Annotated in this window: 15 protein-coding genes, 1 pseudogene and 1 riboswitch; of the genes and pseudogenes, 11 read left to right on the top strand and 5 right to left on the bottom strand. The window is 67.6% G+C overall.

Features of this window, described 5'->3' with window-relative positions:
* Window positions 1–38: 38 nt before the first annotated feature.
* The 3 genes from F817_RS0105555 (at window position 39) to F817_RS0105545 (ending at window position 2,992) form a co-directional block, all read left to right on the top strand.
* The gene (locus F817_RS0105555) at window positions 39–989 is read left to right on the top strand and encodes a PDC sensor domain-containing protein (RefSeq protein ID WP_024326717.1); all 951 of its coding nucleotides are present in this window, start codon (window positions 39–41) and stop codon (window positions 987–989) included.
* A gap of 75 nt (window positions 990–1,064) precedes the next feature.
* Window positions 1,065–1,901 carry a PP2C family serine/threonine-protein phosphatase gene (locus F817_RS0105550; RefSeq protein WP_024326716.1) on the top strand — a complete coding sequence of 279 codons (837 nt, stop codon included), beginning with the start codon at window positions 1,065–1,067 and terminating at the stop codon, window positions 1,899–1,901.
* A gap of 50 nt (window positions 1,902–1,951) precedes the next feature.
* Window positions 1,952–2,992 carry a tetratricopeptide repeat protein gene (locus tag F817_RS0105545; RefSeq protein ID WP_024326715.1) on the top strand — a complete coding sequence of 347 codons (1,041 nt, stop codon included), beginning with the start codon at window positions 1,952–1,954 and terminating at the stop codon, window positions 2,990–2,992.
* Between the two features lie 231 nt (window positions 2,993–3,223).
* On the opposite strand, the gene F817_RS0105540 is transcribed toward F817_RS0105545, so the two are convergent.
* Both F817_RS0105540 and F817_RS0105535 read right to left on the bottom strand, forming a co-directional pair.
* A complete protein-coding gene (locus F817_RS0105540) occupies window positions 3,224–4,945 on the bottom strand; it encodes a serine/threonine-protein kinase (RefSeq protein ID WP_024326714.1) in 1,722 nt (573 codons plus the stop codon).
* 19 nt (window positions 4,946–4,964) lie between these two features.
* Window positions 4,965–5,447: an FHA domain-containing protein gene (locus tag F817_RS0105535; RefSeq protein ID WP_024326713.1), complete on the bottom strand. Its 483-nt coding sequence runs from the start codon at window positions 5,445–5,447 to the stop codon at window positions 4,965–4,967.
* A gap of 212 nt (window positions 5,448–5,659) precedes the next feature.
* On the opposite strand from F817_RS0105535, the gene F817_RS0105530 reads away from it, so the two are divergent.
* Window positions 5,660–6,031 (top strand): DUF5362 family protein, encoded by a 372-nt coding sequence (locus F817_RS0105530; RefSeq protein ID WP_024326712.1) that lies wholly within the window; start codon window positions 5,660–5,662, stop codon window positions 6,029–6,031.
* A 111-nt stretch (window positions 6,032–6,142) separates the two neighbouring features.
* Window positions 6,143–7,240, top strand: a pseudogene (locus tag F817_RS13730) (diguanylate cyclase).
* Window positions 7,241–7,257: 17 nt separating this feature from the next.
* On the opposite strand, the gene thiC reads toward F817_RS13730, so the two are convergent.
* Window positions 7,258–9,147 (bottom strand): phosphomethylpyrimidine synthase ThiC, encoded by a 1,890-nt coding sequence (gene thiC, locus F817_RS0105520; RefSeq protein ID WP_024326711.1) that lies wholly within the window; start codon window positions 9,145–9,147, stop codon window positions 7,258–7,260.
* 81 nt (window positions 9,148–9,228) lie between these two features.
* Window positions 9,229–9,326: riboswitch (TPP riboswitch) on the bottom strand.
* 100 nt (window positions 9,327–9,426) lie between these two features.
* Between thiC and F817_RS0105515 the strand changes: the two genes are divergently transcribed.
* Both F817_RS0105515 and F817_RS0105510 read left to right on the top strand, forming a co-directional pair.
* A complete protein-coding gene (locus tag F817_RS0105515) occupies window positions 9,427–10,107 on the top strand; it encodes a TIGR00153 family protein (protein WP_024326710.1) in 681 nt (226 codons plus the stop codon).
* Window positions 10,108–10,141: 34 nt separating this feature from the next.
* Window positions 10,142–11,401, top strand: coding sequence for an inorganic phosphate transporter (locus tag F817_RS0105510; protein WP_024326709.1), 1,260 nt, complete (start codon window positions 10,142–10,144; stop codon window positions 11,399–11,401).
* Between the two features lie 91 nt (window positions 11,402–11,492).
* On the opposite strand, the gene F817_RS0105505 is transcribed toward F817_RS0105510, so the two are convergent.
* A complete protein-coding gene (locus tag F817_RS0105505) occupies window positions 11,493–13,001 on the bottom strand; it encodes a YdiU family protein (protein WP_024326708.1) in 1,509 nt (502 codons plus the stop codon).
* A 144-nt stretch (window positions 13,002–13,145) separates the two neighbouring features.
* Between F817_RS0105505 and F817_RS0105500 the strand changes: the two genes are divergently transcribed.
* The gene (locus tag F817_RS0105500; protein ID WP_024326707.1) at window positions 13,146–13,649 is read left to right on the top strand and encodes a hypothetical protein; all 504 of its coding nucleotides are present in this window, start codon (window positions 13,146–13,148) and stop codon (window positions 13,647–13,649) included.
* A 37-nt stretch (window positions 13,650–13,686) separates the two neighbouring features.
* Here F817_RS0105500 and argH read toward each other — a convergent pair whose 3' ends face one another.
* Complete coding sequence (gene argH / locus F817_RS0105495) at window positions 13,687–15,135, bottom strand: argininosuccinate lyase (protein WP_024326706.1); 1,449 nt, start codon at window positions 15,133–15,135, stop codon at window positions 13,687–13,689.
* Window positions 15,136–15,250: 115 nt separating this feature from the next.
* On the opposite strand from argH, the gene F817_RS0105490 reads away from it, so the two are divergent.
* From F817_RS0105490 to hemC, 3 genes are all read left to right on the top strand, one after another.
* Complete coding sequence (locus tag F817_RS0105490; RefSeq protein WP_024326705.1) at window positions 15,251–16,282, top strand: sensor histidine kinase; 1,032 nt, start codon at window positions 15,251–15,253, stop codon at window positions 16,280–16,282.
* Complete coding sequence (locus F817_RS0105485; protein WP_024326704.1) at window positions 16,279–17,001, top strand: LytTR family DNA-binding domain-containing protein; 723 nt, start codon at window positions 16,279–16,281, stop codon at window positions 16,999–17,001. The genes F817_RS0105490 and F817_RS0105485 overlap by 4 nt, the downstream gene beginning before the upstream one ends.
* A 92-nt stretch (window positions 17,002–17,093) precedes the next feature.
* Entirely contained in the window at window positions 17,094–18,038 is a 945-nt protein-coding gene (gene hemC, locus F817_RS0105480; protein ID WP_081644462.1) for a hydroxymethylbilane synthase, read from the top strand.

Here is an 18,038-nt window from a genome sequence, read left to right as displayed (position 1 = left end):
ATAATCCGCGCCGCACCGAAAGGAGACGACACCGCACCATGACGGAACTGAAAAAGGCGATCGAGCACCAGCGCGACTACCTCGAGGACAAGCTGCACGAGCCCCTGACGGCGATTGCCAGCCGTCTCTCCGCGGCCTGGCCGAACCGCGAGGCCCTGGACTCGATCCTGGAAGAGGCAATCCGCCAGATCCCCGAGGCAACCTTCGTGTATGCCCTGAACACCCGGGGGATTCAGCTCTCGGACAACATCTCGCGCAGCGGGGTGCTGCCGGAGCACTTCGGGCGCGACCGTTCGCAGCGCCCCTACATGAAGGAGGTCGTCCCCGCCAACGGATTCCTGCTTTCGGATGCCTACATCAGCCTGCTCGGGCGCCGGCCCTCGCTGACCGCGCTGCAACTGGTGCGCGACGACGCAGGGAACGCGCTGGGCTTTCTCGGTGCGGATTTCGACCTGCGCAACCTGCCCGACTTCTCCGAGGACCTGTACGAGGAGCCGAGCGAATGGCGCCAGATCAAGGGTGACCCGTCGATTCGCGGGACGCTGTTCCTGCAAAGCCGCACCGAAAGCCTGATGGACCAGAACATGGACACCGCCCTGGCCATCCTCGAGGAGCTGTTTACCGAGCGCGGCGTGTTCCAGGGGGTGTTCCACTTCTCCAGCTCGCGCGCCACGCTGTGGACCACCGAGGACCCCTACCGCTACCGCATCCTGACGCATGAATCCCTGGGCGACCCCGACGTGTGCCTGGCCTTCCCTCACGAGCCGTACCCCGAGGAGGCACTGATCCCGAAGGAGGAGATCGGCCGCGTGCTGGAAGGCCTGCGCGCCCTGCGCTACGCGGACGAAACCGTGTACCTGCGCTCCGCCTCGATCAACCTGTTCAACGGCATGGTCAGCCTGACCTTCTCCTGCGACGGCTCGCATTACATGACCTGGGACGAATTCCTCGGCCGTTCCATCGAGTTCTGGATCGGGGCGACGGGGTAAGGGTCCGGCCCCGGGACTGTCACCCACCGGTCAACTCGGTCATCATGGTCGCGGGATCACCGGGGCCGCACGCACATGGAAACCGGATACGCCAGGGAGGTCGGTGGCCGCGCCGAGCAACAGGATGCGGTGACCGTGCTGCACGGACCGGACGGGCAAAGCACCCTGCTGCTGGTGGCCGATGGCATGGGCGGTCACGAGGGTGGCGCGCTGGCCTCGCAAACCGCCGTGGCAACCGCCGAGCGCCTGTGGCATCGCCATGCGGGGCGGGCCGCGGATCCCCGCGCCCTGCTCGAGACGCTGTTCCACGAGACCCATGCGGCCTTGCTGGAGAACGCCGGCGCGGATCCGGCGCGGCGTCCCGGCACCACCCTCGTGGCCCTGTACGTCACCCCGCACGCCGCTGTCTGGGCCCACTGCGGCGACAGCCGCCTGTATCACTTCGAGGGCGACGCCCTTCAGGGCCGCACGCGCGATCACACGCGGGTGCAGCAACTGGTGGACCAGGGGGTGATCAGCGAGGCGCAGATGGCGACGCACCCGGAACAGAACCGGCTGCTGCAGGGTCTGGGCGTGGTCGATCCGGTCCGGGTCGAATACGATGCGGCGCCTGTCACCCGGCACACCCGCTTCCTGCTGTGCTCGGATGGTTTCTGGGAGCAGTTCGGGCCGGGCGCGATCGCCGACCTGCTGGAGCGTCCGGACCTGGAGAGCGCGGCCGTCGAGGCGGCCCGCGAGGCGGCGCGGCGCGGGGGGCCCAAAGGCGACAACGTGGCCGTGGCGGCCTGGCGCGCGGCGCGGCCACGCAGCAGTCTGTGGCGCCGGCACCTGACGGCTTGGATCCAGCCAACCCTGGCGCTGCTGCTCCTGCTCGCTGCCGCCCTGGCGATCCTGCTGTGGCCGCTGGATTGATCCCCACCGTATACTCCGGAACTCGCCGAGCCTTGCCCCAACTCCTCGCCATGAAACCATCCGAAACCCCGCTTACGCGCCTCGTGCTGCTCGCCGTACTGGCCGTTTCGCTGTCCGGCTGTGCGCAGCTGCAGGGCCTGTTCGACCCCGAGGCCGAGGTCGATGAAGAAGCGGTGCCGGCCGAAGAGACCCCGCCCGAACCGGCGGCGGGAGAAACGAAGGTGAAACGCCTCGCGATTGCCGAGATCGTGCAGCTATTGCAGCGTGGCGAGATGGACCGGGCAGGGCGGGAACTGGACCGGCTGCTCGCAGCCGAGCCGGACCATCGCACGGCCCGCAACCTGCGCGAACAGCTCTCCGACGATCCGCGGGCCAGCCTCGGCGACGACTACTTTCAGCACACGGTAGAACCGGGCGAGACCCTGGCCCGGCTGGCGCGCGAACACCTGGGCGACGCCAATCGCTTCGTGATCCTCGCGCGCTACAACGACATCGAGCGACCGGACCGGCTGCTTGCCGGACAACAACTGCGCATCCCGCGGGATCCATCAGGGCTGCAACACGGCGAGAGCGACCTGGATGATCAATTGATGGCGCTGGATCCGGATGCCGCTCCCGGGGATGGCGAGGACGGCCTGCGGCGCGCGCTCGAGGCCGATCTGGCCGCGGAGCGCTACGCGTCGGCCCGGGAAGTGGTGGAACGGGCCCGCCGGCACCCCGAGGCACGCGACGAATGGACCGGCTGGCTGGAGCCTCTGGCCCGCGACGCGGAGATCGGCTACTGGTATCAGCGCGGCCAGGAGGCCCGTTCAGCCGGGGAACCCGAAGACGCGCTGGAGGCCTTTGGCGAGGTACTCGCACGCGATCCGCAACATGCCCCGGCGCGCCAGCACCACGGCGAGCTGGAACAGCAACGCAAGGAGGCGCTGCACGCCGAGGCCATCGTCCATTACCGCAATCAGGACCTGGATACGGCCATCGCGCTGTGGGACGAGGCCCTGGCGATCGACCCCGGGTTCGAGGCGGCGCGCGGCTATCGCCTGCGAGCCCTGGAACTGCAGCGTCGCCTGGATGCCCTGGGGAAAGACTGATTCATGTACACGTTCGCGCTCGAGTCGCTCTTGCGTGCGAACAAGGCGCGGTGACCGCCATGCTGCATTCTGCACAGGGGAGCCGCAACGCCGCGCGCGCCCGGTTCGGATCACGACGTGCGGGTGGAACCACTACCCACTGCACGACGCGCCTGGTCTCGGGGAACCCGGGATGCCAACGCGAACGTGTACATGAATCGGTGTTTCCCCAGACCGCGAGAACGGCCGGCATTAGTCCGTAGCGTTACGTCTTGAAACGTCTTCAGTCGGCAACTCGTCGGATGCGAGCTCCTGGGTGCGGTCGCCGTCAGCGACCGGCCCGGCTGCACCGCCCTCGGGCGTCCCGGCGACCCGGCGCTTCATGCGCGCCTCCAGCGAGTCGGCCATCGCGTTGTAGGCACTGAAGAGCCGCTCGAAGTCGTCGTGCCGACGGGCACGGATCCGGGTATCGAGCCGCCCCTGACCGATCTGGTCCAGCGCCCCGCGCAGGCGGTCCAGCGGCGCCTGAAGACGCCGGGCAAGCACGTAGGCCCCCAGGAGCACCGCGAGGAGGGTGACCAGCGTGAGCATCAGCAAGGCCATGAAGGTGGCCTCGTTCGCCGCGCGCAGGGACCCCGTGGACAGCCCGACCTGGAGTTGCCCAAGATGATGATCCTGGTAGTGAACCGGGGCCTCGAACATGAACAGCTCTGCGCCATCGCGCCCGGTGATGGACCACACGGCCTGGCCGTCGCGACGCTGAAGCAGGCGATCCTCGGAAGGCGGCTCGTAGGGCTGGCCCAGGGCCTCCGGGTCGCTGCTGGCCACCACCTCGCCGCGGTGGTCCACGACGCTCAGCAGGGCAATCTCCCGGTTCGCCTGCATGTCGCGCAGGCGTCCCTGGACCGCGATGGTGTCCTCCAGCAACAAGTCCTCGGCACTCTCCACCGAGACGATCTGCGCCAGCGTGGCCCCGTAGTCGAACGCCAGATCGGTCATCACCGCATTCTGCTTCTGGTGTACCAGCGTGCCACCGACCACCAGGGTGACCGCCACCAGCGCCCCCATGACCGCGGCCCAGCGCAGACGCAGCGGGATAATCCGACGCCCGGCACCTGCCCTTTCGCGCTCGGCGCGTTGCTCGTCGATCCGCTCGAGGTCCACCAGTAGCTCGCCGGCCGACTGGTAGCGCTCGTCCGGTTCCTTCGCCAACAGGCGCAGCACCAACTCGATCAGTTCCTGCGGACAATCGCGCACGATGACCCGCGGTGCGGGGACCGGATCCTTGACCACCCGGGTCAGCAGGGTCTCGACATCGTGACCGCGAAACGGGGTTCCCCCCGTCAGGAGCTCGTACAGCACCACGCCCACGGAATAGAGGTCGGCACGAGCGTCGGTATCGCGGCCACGAATCTGCTCCGGCGCCATATAGTGCGGCGATCCTGCGATATAGCCGTCGTCGTCCTCGGCAAGCCAGTCGTCGTCGGTGCGCCAGTCGGGGTCGCTGAGGGTGCGGGCGATGCCGAAGTCCATCACCTTGATATTCGCCGTGGCGCTGGTGACGATGATGTTCTCGGGCTTGATGTCGCGGTGCACGACACCATGCCGGTGGGCATAGTCCAGGGCCTCCACCAGCTGGATGGCCACCTTCAGGACATTGCGCAGCAGCAGCGGGCGGAACTGTTCCGCGAACTCCGCAAGGGTGATGCCATCCAGCAGCTCCATCGCGATGAACGGCTGCTGATCCGACTCGCCGACATCGAAGATGGTGACGATGCCCGGGTGGGTCAGGGTGCCGGCGGCGCGCGCTTCGGCCAGGAAGCGCCGGCGGTACTCGGGCCGTCGGGCATAGTCCGGCTGCAGGCACTTGATCGCCAGCGGACGCCGGATATCCGGGTCGTAGCCGCGATGGATGACGGCCATCGCACCGCGCCCGATCTCCTCGCCGACCCCGTAGCGACCGATCCGCTGCATGCGCCGGCGACCCTGAGCCTCAAGCCATCTCGAGCAGGATGCGCGCGACGGCCGCCAGCACCAGGACCGCAACCGCGATGCCCAGCCAGCGCCACCGCGATCGCCGGCCGCCACCGGACCGGGCTTCGGAGCCGTCATCGCGGCGGCGGAAGATGAACTCGGCGCGCCCGAACCGGACATGGTCGCCGTCCTTCAGCACCGCTTCGTGGACTTTCTCGTCGTTCACCCAGGTCCCGTTGGTGGAGAGCAGGTTGACGACCCGGCACTCGCCTCCGTCGTTGACCAGCCAGGCGTGCTGCGAGGAGACGCTGCCTTCCTGCAGGACGATGTCGTTGTCGGCCTGGCGCCCCACCGAGCGCTTGCCCGGCTTCAGCGTCAGGCGCTGCTGGCCGAAGGGCTCGGAGAGTCCCACCAGCACCGGGTGGCCGCCGGGCGGTGTCTCCTCGCCCGCGGTGTCCTGGGTCGCTTCTCCGTCGGGCACGGCGGGCCCCTGAAACAGCATCGTCCCCTGCGGCCCGCTGCGGCCGGCATCCCTGCGTCGTCCCTGATCGCTCATACATCCCCCTGCTTCACGAGCCTTGCGTGGCCCTGTTCTTCGGGTTGGCACCCGTTCGAGTATGCACGGGCGGTGCGCGCCAAAACAACGAATGCGTCACAGCATGAATGGGCCTGCTATGCTCCGACCATCCCCCCATCACGACAAGGAGTCTGAACATGGAACAGGATGCAACCAGCGGGACCGACCTCCGCGGACTGATCGAACCACTCATTCGCGGCAAATTCTGGATGCAGTTGATCGGGGTGATGATGATCATCTCCGGCGTGCTGACCGCGCTGTCGATCATCGGGATCATCATTGCCTGGATTCCGATCTGGGCCGGCGTGGTGCTGATGCAGGCCGCCGGGGCCTCGCAGCGTGCCTTCGAAAGCGGCGATCCGGAAGCGATCAAGTACGCGCTGGGCCGCCTGCGCATCTACTTCACCATCTTTGGTGTGCTGTTGCTGATCTACCTGATCCTGATGGTGCTGGGCATGCTCTTCGGCATCGGCGCCGGCCTGATGGGCGGCTTCGGCCACATGCAGTAGTCCCGGCGGGCGCCACTTTCGATTAGCGTTTCGCATGGCCCGTTCGCGGGGCCGCGGCGGCGACACTCCGGATCCGCACACTGCGGCCTGAACGGTTATAGGAGTCAGGGTTTGGATATCATCAGGCGCCTGCGGGTCCTGGGAAACCCGTTGCACCAGGAAGACGCAGACGTTCGACGGGCCTTCGCGGCCTGGCATCGCCAGGTGCGGATCCCGCAGGCCCGCTACGTCGCGTTCCTGACGGCCCTGCTGTATTTTCTGTACGCCGTCCTCGAGCAATCGGTGGCCACCGACCTGCACACCTCGAGGCTTGTGGCCCATGCCCTGCTGGTGCCGGGGTTGCTGCTGGCGGTCGGGCTGATGAGTTTCGATCGGCGCCTGCAGCCGATGATGTGGGTGCTGCTGACCCTGGCCCCAGTGGTAGCGAACGCCGCCAACCTGCATCTGAACGTTGGTTCGGCGCAGTTTCTGATATTCGCCCCCGAGATCTATCTCAGCATCATGTGGACGTTTGCGATCTCCGGACTGGCCCTGCGCTAGGCCGTGATTGCCGCAACCGCCATCATCGCGCTGGTAATCGCCGCCACCTTCCGCCAGCCACTGGAGGCGGGTCTGCTGCAGCTGCACCTGATGTGGGTCCTGGCCGCGTTCTCCTTCGGCTGCTTGAGCGCCTTCATCCTCGAGAAGGCCCACAAGCACACCTTCCTGCAACAACAGCAGCTGGCCCGTGCCGCCCGGATCGACGAACTGACCTCATTGTGGAACCGTGCGCATATCGAGCGCCTGTTCGACGATGAACGCGCACGGGCCGAGCGCTACGGTGAACCGTTCACTGTCATCCTGATCGACATCGATCACTTCAAGTCCGTGAATGACACCTGGGGACACAGCACCGGCGATGGGGTGCTTCGCCAGTTCGCCGGCCTGCTGCGCCAGAACCTGCGCAAGGTGGATGCCATCGGTCGGATCGGGGGCGAGGAGTTCTTCGTGCTGCTACCGCAGACGCGCGGCGAACAGGCGCTCGTCGCCTCCCGTGAGCTGCAGGCGCGAATCACCGCCTTCGACTTCGAGACGGTGGGGCGGCTGACCGCCAGCTTCGGTGTCACCGAATACCACCCCGGAGAGGACCGGGTCGACACCTTCAATCGCGCCGACCAGGCCCTGTACGCCGCCAGGAAGAACGGCCGTAGCCGGATCGAGGTGCGCTAGCGCCTCTCGCAGTCGATCTACACCTCGCGGTAGAGGCGCGCACCCTTCTCGACGAACTCGACCGCCTTCTCCTGCATCCCCTTCTTCAGGGCCTCGTCTTCGGAGACGCCCTGGGCCGCGGCGTAGTCGCGCACGTCCTGGGTAATCTTCATGGAGCAGAAGTTGGGGCCGCACATGGAGCAGAAGTGGGCGACCTTGTGCGCGTCCTTGGGCAGGGTCTCGTCGTGGAATTCGCGCGCGCGTTCCGGGTCCAGCGCCAGGTTGAACTGGTCCTCCCAGCGGAACTCGAAGCGCGCCTTGGACAGCGCGTTGTCCTGCAGCTGCACGCCGGGAAAGCCCTTGGCGAGATCGGCCGCGTGGGCGGCGATCTTGTAGGTGATGATGCCGTCGCGCACGTCCTGCTTGTTGGGCAGGCCCAGATGCTCCTTGGGCGTCACGTAGCAGAGCATCGCGGTGCCGTACCAGCCGATGTTGGCCGCACCGATGCCGGAGGTGATGTGGTCGTAGGCCGGGGCGATATCGGTCACCAGCGGGCCAAGGGTGTAAAACGGCGCCTCGAAGCAGTCTTCCAGCTCCTTGTCGACGTTCTCCTTCACCTTCTGCAGCGGGACGTGGCCGGGGCCCTCGATCATCACCTGGACGTCGTGCGCCCAGGCCTTCTGCGTCAGCTCGCCCAGGGTCTCCAGCTCGCCGAACTGCGCGGCGTCGTTGGCGTCGGCCAGGCAGCCGGGGCGCAGCCCGTCACCGAGGGAGAACGAGACGTCGAACGCCTTCATGATCTCGCAGATCTCGTCGAAGCGGGTGTAGAGGAAGTTCTCCTCGTGATGCGCCAGGCACCACTTGGCCATGATCGATCCACCGCGCGAGACGATGCCGGTCACCCGGTCGGCGGTCAGCGGCACGTACTGCAGGCGTACACCGGCATGGATGGTGAAGTAGTCCACGCCCTGTTCGGCCTGCTCGATCAGGGTGTCGCGGAACAGCTCCCAGGTCAGGTCCTCGGGCTTGCCGTCGACCTTTTCCAGCGCCTGGTAGATCGGCACGGTGCCGATCGGCACCGGCGAGTTGCGCAGGATCCACTCGCGGGTCTCGTGGATGTTCTTGCCGGTGGACAGGTCCATCAGGGTGTCGCCACCCCAGCGCGCGGACCATACGAGCTTCTCGACCTCCTCCTCGATCGAGGAGGAGACCGCCGAGTTGCCGATGTTGGTGTTGACCTTCACGCGGAAGTTGCGGCCGATGATCATCGGCTCCAGCTCCGGGTGGTTGATGTTGGCCGGGATGATCGCGCGGCCGCGGGCGATCTCGTCACGTACGAACTCGGGTGTGATCGCCTCGGGGATCGACGCGCCGAAGGACTCGCCGGCGTGCTGGCGCAGCAGCTTCTTGTAGCGCGGATCCGCGCGCAGTTCCTGCAGGCGGTTGTTCTCGCGGATGGCGACGAACTCCATCTCCGGGGTAATGACCCCCTGGCGGGCGTAGTGCATCTGCGAGACGTTCGCGCCGGACTTCGCCCGGCGCGGCAGGCGGATGTGCTCGAAGCGCAGGCTGGCCAGTTCCGGGTCGGCGGCGCGGACGCGGCCGTATTCCGAGCTCGGGCCGTCCAGCCATTCGGTATCCGCGCGCTCGTCGATCCAAGGGCCGCGCAGATCCGCCAGGCCCCGGTGCAGGTCGATGGTCGCATCGGGGTCGGTGTACGGACCGGAGGTGTCGTAGACCGGGATCGGCGGGTTCTCCTCCGGGGTGCCGGAGGTCAGCGTGGGGCTTTGCGCCACCTGGCGAAACGGCACCCGGATGTCCGGGCGCGAACCCTGGACGAAGACCTTCTCGGAACTGGGGAACGGGCGCGTGACGTCGGCGGAGACCTGGGCGGTCTTGCGGGCGAAGGACTCGGGGATGGCGCTCATACGATGACCTCTGCAACTCGGGCGTGGTGGCAGAGGGAGCGGAACGGGCCGGACAGACTGCGAACGGAGCGCGCGCGGACTGGAACGAGCACCGAGCTTCCCTCCGCCAGTGTGAACTGGTTCAGGTTCAAGGGGACTCTCTCAGCCCGCATCCATGGCGGGCACCCCCAGCTCTGATCCGGGAGTGTAGCGCAGACCGTACGTCCCGACACGAACAAGTCCGCGCGGAGGGCGGTGTTTTGCGTTAGATTATCGCTTTGTGACAACCTTCGCGCCGCCATGTCCCCCAAGAACTTCGTCTTCGAGCTGTTCGGCCGTTCCCCGGTGCGCCCCCTTCAGGCGCACATGGAGAAGGTGCGTGCCTGCATCGCCGAGCTCCCCCCGTTTATGGAGGCCATGGCCCGCGACGACTGGGAGACCGCGCGCGAGCAGCAACGCAAGATCTCGAAGCTGGAGCGCGAGGCCGACCGCCTGAAGAAGGACCTGCGCCTGCACCTGCCCAAGGGCATGATGCTGGCGATGTCGCGTCGCGACGTGCTCGACACCCTGCTGATCCAGGACCGCATCGCCAACATGGCGAAAGACATCGCCGGGCTGATGCTGGGCCGCCAGATGCAGTTCCCCGACAACATGGGTGAACCGCTGAAACGCTTCCTCGACCGTAGCGTGGATGCAGTCGACCAGGCCGGCCGCGCGATCAACGAACTCGACGAACTGGTGGAAGCGGGCTTCCGCGGCCACGAGGTCGAGGTCGTCAACGGCATCCTTACCGAACTGGACCAGATCGAGCACGAGTCCGACGAGGCGCAGCGGGAGGTCCGCGAGATTCTGTTCGCCCAGGAGGCCGAGCTGCCGCCGGTGAACGTGATCTTCATGTACCGCGTGATCGACTCGATCGGCGAGCTGGCGGACCTGGCCCAGCGTGTGGGCAGCCGCCTGCAACTGATGCTCGCCAAGTAACCACCGGCACCCAGGCACAGGCACCGAGGACCGCATGGAATACAGCACCCTGTTGCTCGGCCTTGCAGTGATCTTCGGCCTGTTCATGGCCTGGGGCATCGGCGCCAACGATGTCGCCAACGCCATGGGCACCTCGGTGGGTTCGCGCGCGCTGACCATTCGGCAGGCGGTGTTCGTGGCCGCGATCTTCGTGTTCTCCGGGGCCTGGCTGGCGGGGGGCGAAGTCACCCAGACCATCCGCAGCGGGATGGTCGACTCCAGTCTGATGGCCGACAATCCCGAGTTACTGGTCTACGGGATGCTGGCGGCCCTGGCGGCCGCCGGGACATGGCTGATGCTCGCCTCCTATTTCGGCTGGCCGGTATCCACCACGCACTCCATCATTGGCGCCATCATCGGCTTTGCCGTGGTCGGCCTCGGCTTCGAGGTAGTTCGCTGGGAACGAGTCGGCACCATCGCGATGTCCTGGGTGGTGTCGCCGATGGTCGGCGGGATGATCGCGTTCGCATTGTTCCGTTCGGTTCAGTTGCTGATCCTGGACACCGTCGATCCCCTGAAGAACGCCAAGCGCTGGGCCCCGCTCTATATCTTCCTCACGGCCTTCGTCACGGCGCTGGTGACGATGTTCAAGGGTCTGACCCACGTTGGCCTGGACCTGACGCCCGTGCAGGCCTATGGCTTCGCGATCCTGATCAGCGCCATCGTGGTCGTGTTCGGCATGATGGCGATCCGGCGCCTGCGCTTTGACGACCCCACGGGCGTGGGCGAGGAAGGCTCCCATTTCGCCAACGTCGAGAAGGTGTTCGGCGTCCAGATGGTGGTCACCGGGTGCGCGATGGCCTTTGCCCTGGGCTCCAACGACGTCGCCAATGCTGTCGGCCCGCTGGCCGCGGTCGTGGACGTGATCCAGACCGGCGACGTGAGCACCGAGACCGTCGTGCCCATGTGGGTGCTGCTGCTGGGTGGTTTCGGGATCGTGTTCGGCCTGTTCACCTACGGCCACAAGGTGATCGCGACCGTGGGCACCGGCATCACCCAGCTCACCCCCAGCCGTGGCTATGCCGCCACCGCCGCGGCGGCGGCCACCGTGGTCCTGGCCTCCGGCACCGGGCTGCCGATCTCCACCACGCACACCCTGGTCGGCGCCATCCTCGGCGTGGGCCTGGCGCGCGGGATTGCCGCGATCAATCTGGGCCTGGTGCGGATGATCTTCCTGTCCTGGATCGTGACCCTGCCGGCCGGGGCGATCCTCGCGGTGGTCTACTTCTATATCCTGCGCAGCATCCTCGGGTAAGCCAATCCCGGTATCCGGGCCTTCCAGCCCGGAACTCCGCCTGCCACCGCGCAGCCGGCTTCCTCGGGGAGCCGCTAGTTGATACCGCTCCTCAGGACGAGCAGCTCAGCTGGATCCCGCTCGCCCACGCCGGCGGCAGGTTCGCATAGGCCTCGTATTCCGGCTGTTCATCGAACGGACGCGCCAGGATCTGCTGCAGGCGCAGCACCTCGGACGGGTCCCCCGCCTCGGCCTGCTCGATGGCGGCCTGAGCCAGGTGGTTGCGCAGGATGTACTTGGGATTGACGGCATTCATCGCCGCGCGCCGCTCTTCAGGGGGCAGCCCCTCCTCCGCCAGCCGCGCCTGATAGCGCGACCACCAGGCCTGCCATGCGGCCCCATCCTCCAGTTCCGATTCCAGTTGCGCCCGGATCTCCGCCTGCTCCAGATCCGGCAGCTGGCGGAAGAATCGGGTGTAATCCACGCCCTCGGCCGCCATGCGCGCGAGCAGATCCTGGATCAACGCCTCGTCGTCCTCCTGCTCCACCTGCAGCCCGAGCTTCGCGCGCATACGCGCCAGCCAGGCCTGCCGGTACTGCGGCTGGAACCCCTGAAGCAGCGCCTTGGCGCGCTCGATCGCCGCCTCGCGGGTGGCGTCGGCGAAATGGATCACCAGGGTCTCGGCCAGGCGGATCAGGTTCCACTGCGCGATCTGCGGCTGCTGGTCGAAGGCATAGCGCCCGCCCTGGTCGGTGTGGTTGCAGATGTAGCCGGGGTCGAAGGCATCCATGAACGCGAACGGACCGTAGTCGATGGTCAGCCCGGCCAGGCTCATGTTGTCGGTGTTCATTACGCCGTGACAGAACCCGATGGCCTGCCAGTCGGCGACCATCTCCGCGGTGCGGGCGATCACCGCCTCCAGCATCGCGGCGACGGGATCATCGGCCTCCTGGAGTTCCGGGTAGTCATGCGCCAGGGCGTAGTCGATCAGTTCCTGCAGGCGGGCGCTGTAGCCGTTGTAGTGGAAGTATTCGAAATGGCCGAAGCGCAGGAAGCTGGGCGCGGCACGCAGCACGATGGCCGCCGGCTCGACGCGCTCGCGGTACACCGGCAGGCTGGACCCGAACAGCGCCACCGCGCGGGTAGTCGGCACGCCCAACGCGGCCATCGCCTCCGAGACCAGGTACTCGCGCACCGAGGAACGCATGACCGCACGACCGTCCGCACCGCGCGAGAAGCGCGTCGGACCGGCGCCCTTGACCTGCAACTCCCAGGTCTCGCCCGTTGGCGTGCGCACCTCGCCCAGGAGCTTCGCACGACCATCACCCAACTGCGGGACGAAGACACCGAACTGATGCCCCGCGTACACCGAGGCCCGAGGCTCGGCGCCCGCCAGCTCGCTACCGTGAGTGCAGGCCCCGAGCCACGGGTCGCGGCCAAGGGCCGCGGCCTCCAGGCCCAGACGCTCGCACATGGCCGGGCTGCTCGCCAGGCAGGTCGCATCCGGAAACGGGGCCGGCGCCGGGGTTTCGTGAAAGGCCTCCGGCAGCCCGGCAAAGTGGTTAATCCACTCCAGTTGGCTCTCGGATGCGGCGGCGTTGACGGGGTCGGGGACCGACATGGGGCATTCTCGGCAGGTTGCGGTGTCAGCGGTTATCATGCGCGTCGCATCGACCCGGGTTCAGGAACCCACGGCGGTCGCGCGTTCATTTTCCGGCCGGATGCCCCACGGCAAACGGCACCCTGCATTCCGGAGGCAAGCCCCGTGTCCGAACAAGACAACCCCAAGCCGCAGAACCTGAAGACCAGCGAACGCCTGGTCTGGCTCGGCTTCATGCTGTTTTTCGTGGTCGTGCTGGCGATCTACATCGCCCGCGGCAATGGTCTCGAACAGGATCTTTCGGAGGCCAACCGCGACCTGCTGCAGGCGCAGATGCAGTTGCAGCAGTACACCCGGCACGAGGTGCCGCGCCCGGTGGACCTGGGCCTGACCAACGCCCACATCCAGGACCTGCAGCGCCGCGGCATGGTGCGCCCCAACGAGCGCCTGGCCGATGACCTGATGCAGCAGACCGGGCTGATCCCCCACCAGGCACCGGAGGGCGAACGCTTCGAATTCCGCCGCGACGGCATCCACGTGCTGAACCACCAGTGGGTGCTGGCGAACTTCGAGGGTGACTCCGCCCACGGCCAGCTGCTGCTGGCCTACGAGGTCGTGCACGGCAACGTGCACTGGGAAGTGCTGGAGTCCACGCTGGACCGGATCTGAGGCAGGGCCCGTGCGGCAAACGCCGCACGGCCGGCACTCAGCGGTCGGCGCGGGCGAGTGCGGCCAGATGTTCGCGCGCAGCCGCTGCCTGACGGCGCACCTGCTGCGGGGCGGTGCCCCCGGTGAGGTTGCGCGCGGCGGTCGAGCCCTCGGGCGTCAGCACCGCGAAGACGTCCTCGCCCACCGCCGGGCTGATCGCCTGCAGGTCCGCCAGCGGCAGATCCGCCAGATCCACGCCACGTTCCTGCGCAATGCGCACCGCACGGCCGACGACCTCGTGGGCATCGCGGAAGGCCACGCCCCGCCCGACCAGGTAGTCCGCCAGATCCGTGGCGGTGGCGAAGCCCTTGCGGGTTGCCGCCAGGGTGTTCTCCCGGCGGACCTCCAGGTTCGGCACCATGTCACCGAAGGCGCGCAGCGAGCCCAGCAGGGTGTCGACGGTGTCGAACAGCGGTTCCTTGTCTTCCTGATTGTCCTTGTTGTAGGCGAGCGGCTGGCTCTTCATCAGGGTCAGCAGCGACATCAGGTGGCCATAGACCCGGCCGGTCTTGCCCCGCACCAGCTCGGGCACGTCCGGGTTCTTCTTCTGCGGCATGATCGAGGAACCGGTGCAATAGCGATCCGGCAGCTCGATGAAGGCGAACTGGGCGCTGGTCCATAGCACCAGCTCCTCGGCCTGGCGCGACAGGTGCATCATCAGGGTCGCGGCGGCCGCGGTGAATTCGATGGCGAAGTCGCGATCGGAGACCGCGTCCAGGGAATTGCGGGTAACGCCGTCGAATCCGAGCAGTTCGGCGGTGTATTCGCGGTCCAGCGGATACGGTGTTCCCGCCAGGGCGGCCGAACCCAGTGGCAGGATATTCACCCGGCGCCGCGCATCGCGCAGGCGCTCGGCATCGCGCTCCAGCATCTCGTACCAGGCCAGCATGTGGTGGCCAAAGGTGACCGGCTGCGCGGTCTGCAGGTGGGTAAAGCCGGGCATCACGGTCTCCGCCTCGCGCTCGGCCAGGGTCACCAGGCCATCCTGGTACCCCCGGATCAGACGCAGGATGTCGTCGATGCTGGCGCGCAGCCAAAGACGGATGTCGGTCGCGATCTGGTCGTTGCGCGAACGCCCGGTATGCAGTTTCTTGCCGACGTCGCCTATGCGCTCGATCAGGCGCGCCTCGATGTTCATGTGCACGTCTTCGCGCCCGACCTGCCAGTCGAACTCGCCGGCGGCGATCTCCTCGCGAATCGCATCCAGCCCTGCGAGGATCTCCCCGGCCTCGGCCTGCGTCAGTACCTCGACCTTTGCCAGCATGCGCGCATGCGCCTGCGAGCCCTGGATGTCCTCGCGGTACAGGCGGCGGTCGAAATCCACCGACGCGGTGAAGCGCTCGACGAAGGCATCGGTCGGCTCGGAAAAGCGTCCGCCCCACAGCTTGGCCTCGCCAGGGGCGGCGGGCGTGGCGGCTGGCTTGTCGTGCGGGGAATCCTGCGTCATGGTGCATCCTGGAGCGGCTTGGAAAGACACGGAAGTATACGGGCACAAAAGGGGGGTGAACATGGTGCGGCCACGCGCCCGCGATGACGCCCGGGAACCGGGGAGCAAGTGACGCATGGCCCAGGGGGGAACCGCCAGGGACACCAACGGGGAACTCTCGCCGCTGCCGGACTTCTGCAGCGCCGAGACACTGCTGCGCGTGCTGATGGTGGCCGTGCTGCTGGCGCTGGCGATTGCCCTGCTGCGCGGCGGTGGCCAGGACTGGCTGTCGGCGCTGGCACTGCACGCGCTGTTCATCTTCTGGGTGGCCCTGACCAGCCTCCTGATCCTCTGCGCCCTGAAACGGCCGCTGCATCGGTTGCCACTGATCGCACAGATCGTGCTGCCGCCCCTGGTACCCATTGCCAACACGGCCATCGTCTATCGCCTGGCGGAGGAACTGGTCCTGGCCGACCCGGCGCTGCGCTGGCCGGTAATCGGGGTGGCCATCATTCTCAGCCTGGTGGCGATGCACTACCTCTACCTGCAGGCGGCCTGGCAACGCGAAACCCGGGCCGTGGCGGCGGCCCGGGAGCAGGCCATGCGCGCCCGCCTGCGGCCACATTTCCTCTACAACAGCATGAACACCATCGCCGGGCTTTGCCGCAGCGACCCGGTGCGCGCGGAACAGATCACCCTGGATCTGGCGGACCTGTTCCGCGCCACATTCGCCACCGGAGACCGCCACACGCTGCGCGAGGAACTGGACCTGGTCCGGGCCTTTCTCGGGATCGAACAGACCCGGTTCGGCGAGCGTCTGGCGCTGGACTGGGACTGCCCGGACCACCCGGGCCTCGATCTCCGGGTGCCGACACTGATCCTGCAGCCTCTCGCCGAGAACGCGATCCAGCACGGGATTGCACCCGCTCGCGGTGCCGGGCGCGTGTGGGTGCGCTGCCGCATGGATTCGGGGCGCGTCACGGTGACCATCGGCAATACCGTGGATCCGGAGGCGCGCGGCGAGGGGACCGGCACCGCGACCGAGGCCGTCCGCCTGCGGTTGCAGCATGCCTTCGGCGGGCAGGTACACTTCGAGACCGAAGAGCGCCAGGCACAGTACGAGGTGCGCATCCGGCTGCCGCTTGCGATCCGGGAGGGAGCCCCATGAAATCCGGCCAACTGGAACTGCTGATTGCCGATGACGAACCTGTGGCCCGCCAGCGCCTGTCGGCACTGGCACGCGAACTGGGCCATCGGGTCGTGGCCGAGGCGGCCCACGCCGGCGATGTCGAGACCCGCCTGCAGGACCATTCGCCCGATGCCCTGCTGCTGGACATCGACATGCCCGGAGAGAGCGGGCTGGAGCTCGCGCGGCGCCTGCACGCGGAGAAGCCCGCCCTGACCGTAATCCTGGTGACCGCCCACGACCGCTTTCCCCTGGAGGCGTTCGAGGCCGGCGTGCGTGACTATGTGCTGAAGCCGGTCCGGCGCGAGCGCCTGGAACAGGCGTTGCAGCGCGCCGTGCAGCAGAAGCAGGGCGCGGGCGACCCCTTCCCCCGCGAGGTGCACATCACGGTGGGCCGGCGCGAGGAGCGCGTCCCCCTGGAGCGGGTGGACATCTTCATTGCCGAGGGTGGCTACGTGATGGCGCGCTCGGCGCGCCTGGCCGGTTTCGTGGACGCCCGGCTGCGCGACCTCGAAGACCTCTACGGTCCGGCCCTGTTGCGGGTGCACCGCGGCTGCCTGGCGGTGAAGGCCTCGATCAAGGGCATCGAAAACCTTGGCCCCACCGACAACCGCCTGCTGTTCCACGACGATCTGGACCCCATGCCGATCAGCCGCCGCCAGCTCCCGCGGGTGCGCGAGTACCTGCGCAACGGCACCTGAAACGCGCGGGATTCGGGGCCTGGGGCGATCGCCGTTATACTAGACGGTTTTGAACGCCCGGCCGCTCGCGCCGAGGCTCGCCCGGACGACGCATGAAGCCTGTACGCATTGCTACCCGAAAGAGCCCGCTTGCCATGTGGCAGGCGGAACATGTCGCCGCGCGCCTGCGCGCCCGCGAACCGGAGCGCCCGGTCGAACTGGTCGGCATGACCACCCAGGGCGACCGCGTGCTGGACTCCCCGCTGGCACGCATCGGCGGCAAGGGGCTGTTCGTGAAGGAGCTGGAGATCGCCCTGCTCGAGGATCGCGCCGACATCGCGGTGCACTCGGTGAAGGACGTACCGATGGAGCTTCCCGAGCAGCTGGAGCTGCCGGTGATCCTGGATCGCGAGGATCCCCTGGATGCGTTCGTGTCCAACCGCTATGCCCATGTCGACGAGCTTCCGCAAGGCGCCCGGGTCGGGTCCTCCAGCCTGCGCCGGCAGTGCCAGCTGCGCGCGCGGCGACCGGATCTCGAGGTCCGCGACCTGCGCGGCAACGTGAACACCCGGCTCGGCAAGCTGGACGCCGGCGAATACGACGCCATCCTGCTGGCCGCGGCCGGACTCAAGCGCCTCGGGTTTCACGATCGCATCCGCACCTGCCTGGAACCGGACGTCAGCCTGCCGGCGGTCGGCCAGGGTGCCATCGCGATCGAATGCCGCGCCGGCGACCGCGCGATCGGGGACCTGATCGCACCGCTCAATGATGCGGATACCGCCGACCGTGTCCGCGCCGAACGAGCCTTCAACCGGCGCCTGGAAGGCGGCTGCCAGGTGCCGCTGGCCGCCCACGCGACCCTGGACGGCGACCGCCTGCAACTGGACGGGCTGGTCGGCGCGGTGGACGGCAGCCAACTACTCCGCCGTCAGGTCAAGGGCCCGCGCGGCGAAGCCGAGGCCCTGGGTATCCGGCTGGCAGACATGCTGCTGGAGCTCGGCGCGGGCGAGCTGCTCGCCGCCGCCCATCGCGAACACGGCCAGGACACGAAGGGGTAG

It is taken from the genome of Thioalkalivibrio sp. AKL19 (genome assembly GCF_000420165.1).
In the GTDB taxonomy this organism is placed as follows: Bacteria; Pseudomonadota; Gammaproteobacteria; order Ectothiorhodospirales; family Ectothiorhodospiraceae; genus Thioalkalivibrio.
The sequence above is the reverse complement of the archived record's forward strand: the minus strand, read 5'-3'. Positions and strand labels throughout refer to the sequence as shown.

Excerpts from the sequence above, each read along its gene's own strand:
- F817_RS0105490 (WP_024326705.1), top strand. The coding sequence starts at position 15,251 with ATGGCCCAGGGGGGAACCGCCAGGGACACCAACGGGGAACTCTCGCCG.
- F817_RS0105540 (WP_024326714.1), bottom strand. The coding sequence starts at position 4,945 with ATGCAGCGGATCGGTCGCTACGGGGTCGGCGAGGAGATCGGGCGCGGT.
- hemC (WP_081644462.1), top strand. The coding sequence starts at position 17,094 with ATGAAGCCTGTACGCATTGCTACCCGAAAGAGCCCGCTTGCCATGTGG.
- F817_RS0105510 (WP_024326709.1), top strand. The coding sequence starts at position 10,142 with ATGGAATACAGCACCCTGTTGCTCGGCCTTGCAGTGATCTTCGGCCTG.
- F817_RS0105545 (WP_024326715.1), top strand. The coding sequence starts at position 1,952 with ATGAAACCATCCGAAACCCCGCTTACGCGCCTCGTGCTGCTCGCCGTA.
- F817_RS0105530 (WP_024326712.1), top strand. The coding sequence starts at position 5,660 with ATGGAACAGGATGCAACCAGCGGGACCGACCTCCGCGGACTGATCGAA.
- thiC (WP_024326711.1), bottom strand. The coding sequence starts at position 9,147 with ATGAGCGCCATCCCCGAGTCCTTCGCCCGCAAGACCGCCCAGGTCTCC.
- F817_RS0105550 (WP_024326716.1), top strand. The coding sequence starts at position 1,065 with ATGGAAACCGGATACGCCAGGGAGGTCGGTGGCCGCGCCGAGCAACAG.
- F817_RS0105535 (WP_024326713.1), bottom strand. The coding sequence starts at position 5,447 with ATGCTGTTTCAGGGGCCCGCCGTGCCCGACGGAGAAGCGACCCAGGAC.
- F817_RS0105505 (WP_024326708.1), bottom strand. The coding sequence starts at position 13,001 with ATGTCGGTCCCCGACCCCGTCAACGCCGCCGCATCCGAGAGCCAACTG.
- F817_RS0105515 (WP_024326710.1), top strand. The coding sequence starts at position 9,427 with ATGTCCCCCAAGAACTTCGTCTTCGAGCTGTTCGGCCGTTCCCCGGTG.
- argH (WP_024326706.1), bottom strand. The coding sequence starts at position 15,135 with ATGACGCAGGATTCCCCGCACGACAAGCCAGCCGCCACGCCCGCCGCC.
- F817_RS0105485 (WP_024326704.1), top strand. The coding sequence starts at position 16,279 with ATGAAATCCGGCCAACTGGAACTGCTGATTGCCGATGACGAACCTGTG.
- F817_RS0105555 (WP_024326717.1), top strand. The coding sequence starts at position 39 with ATGACGGAACTGAAAAAGGCGATCGAGCACCAGCGCGACTACCTCGAG.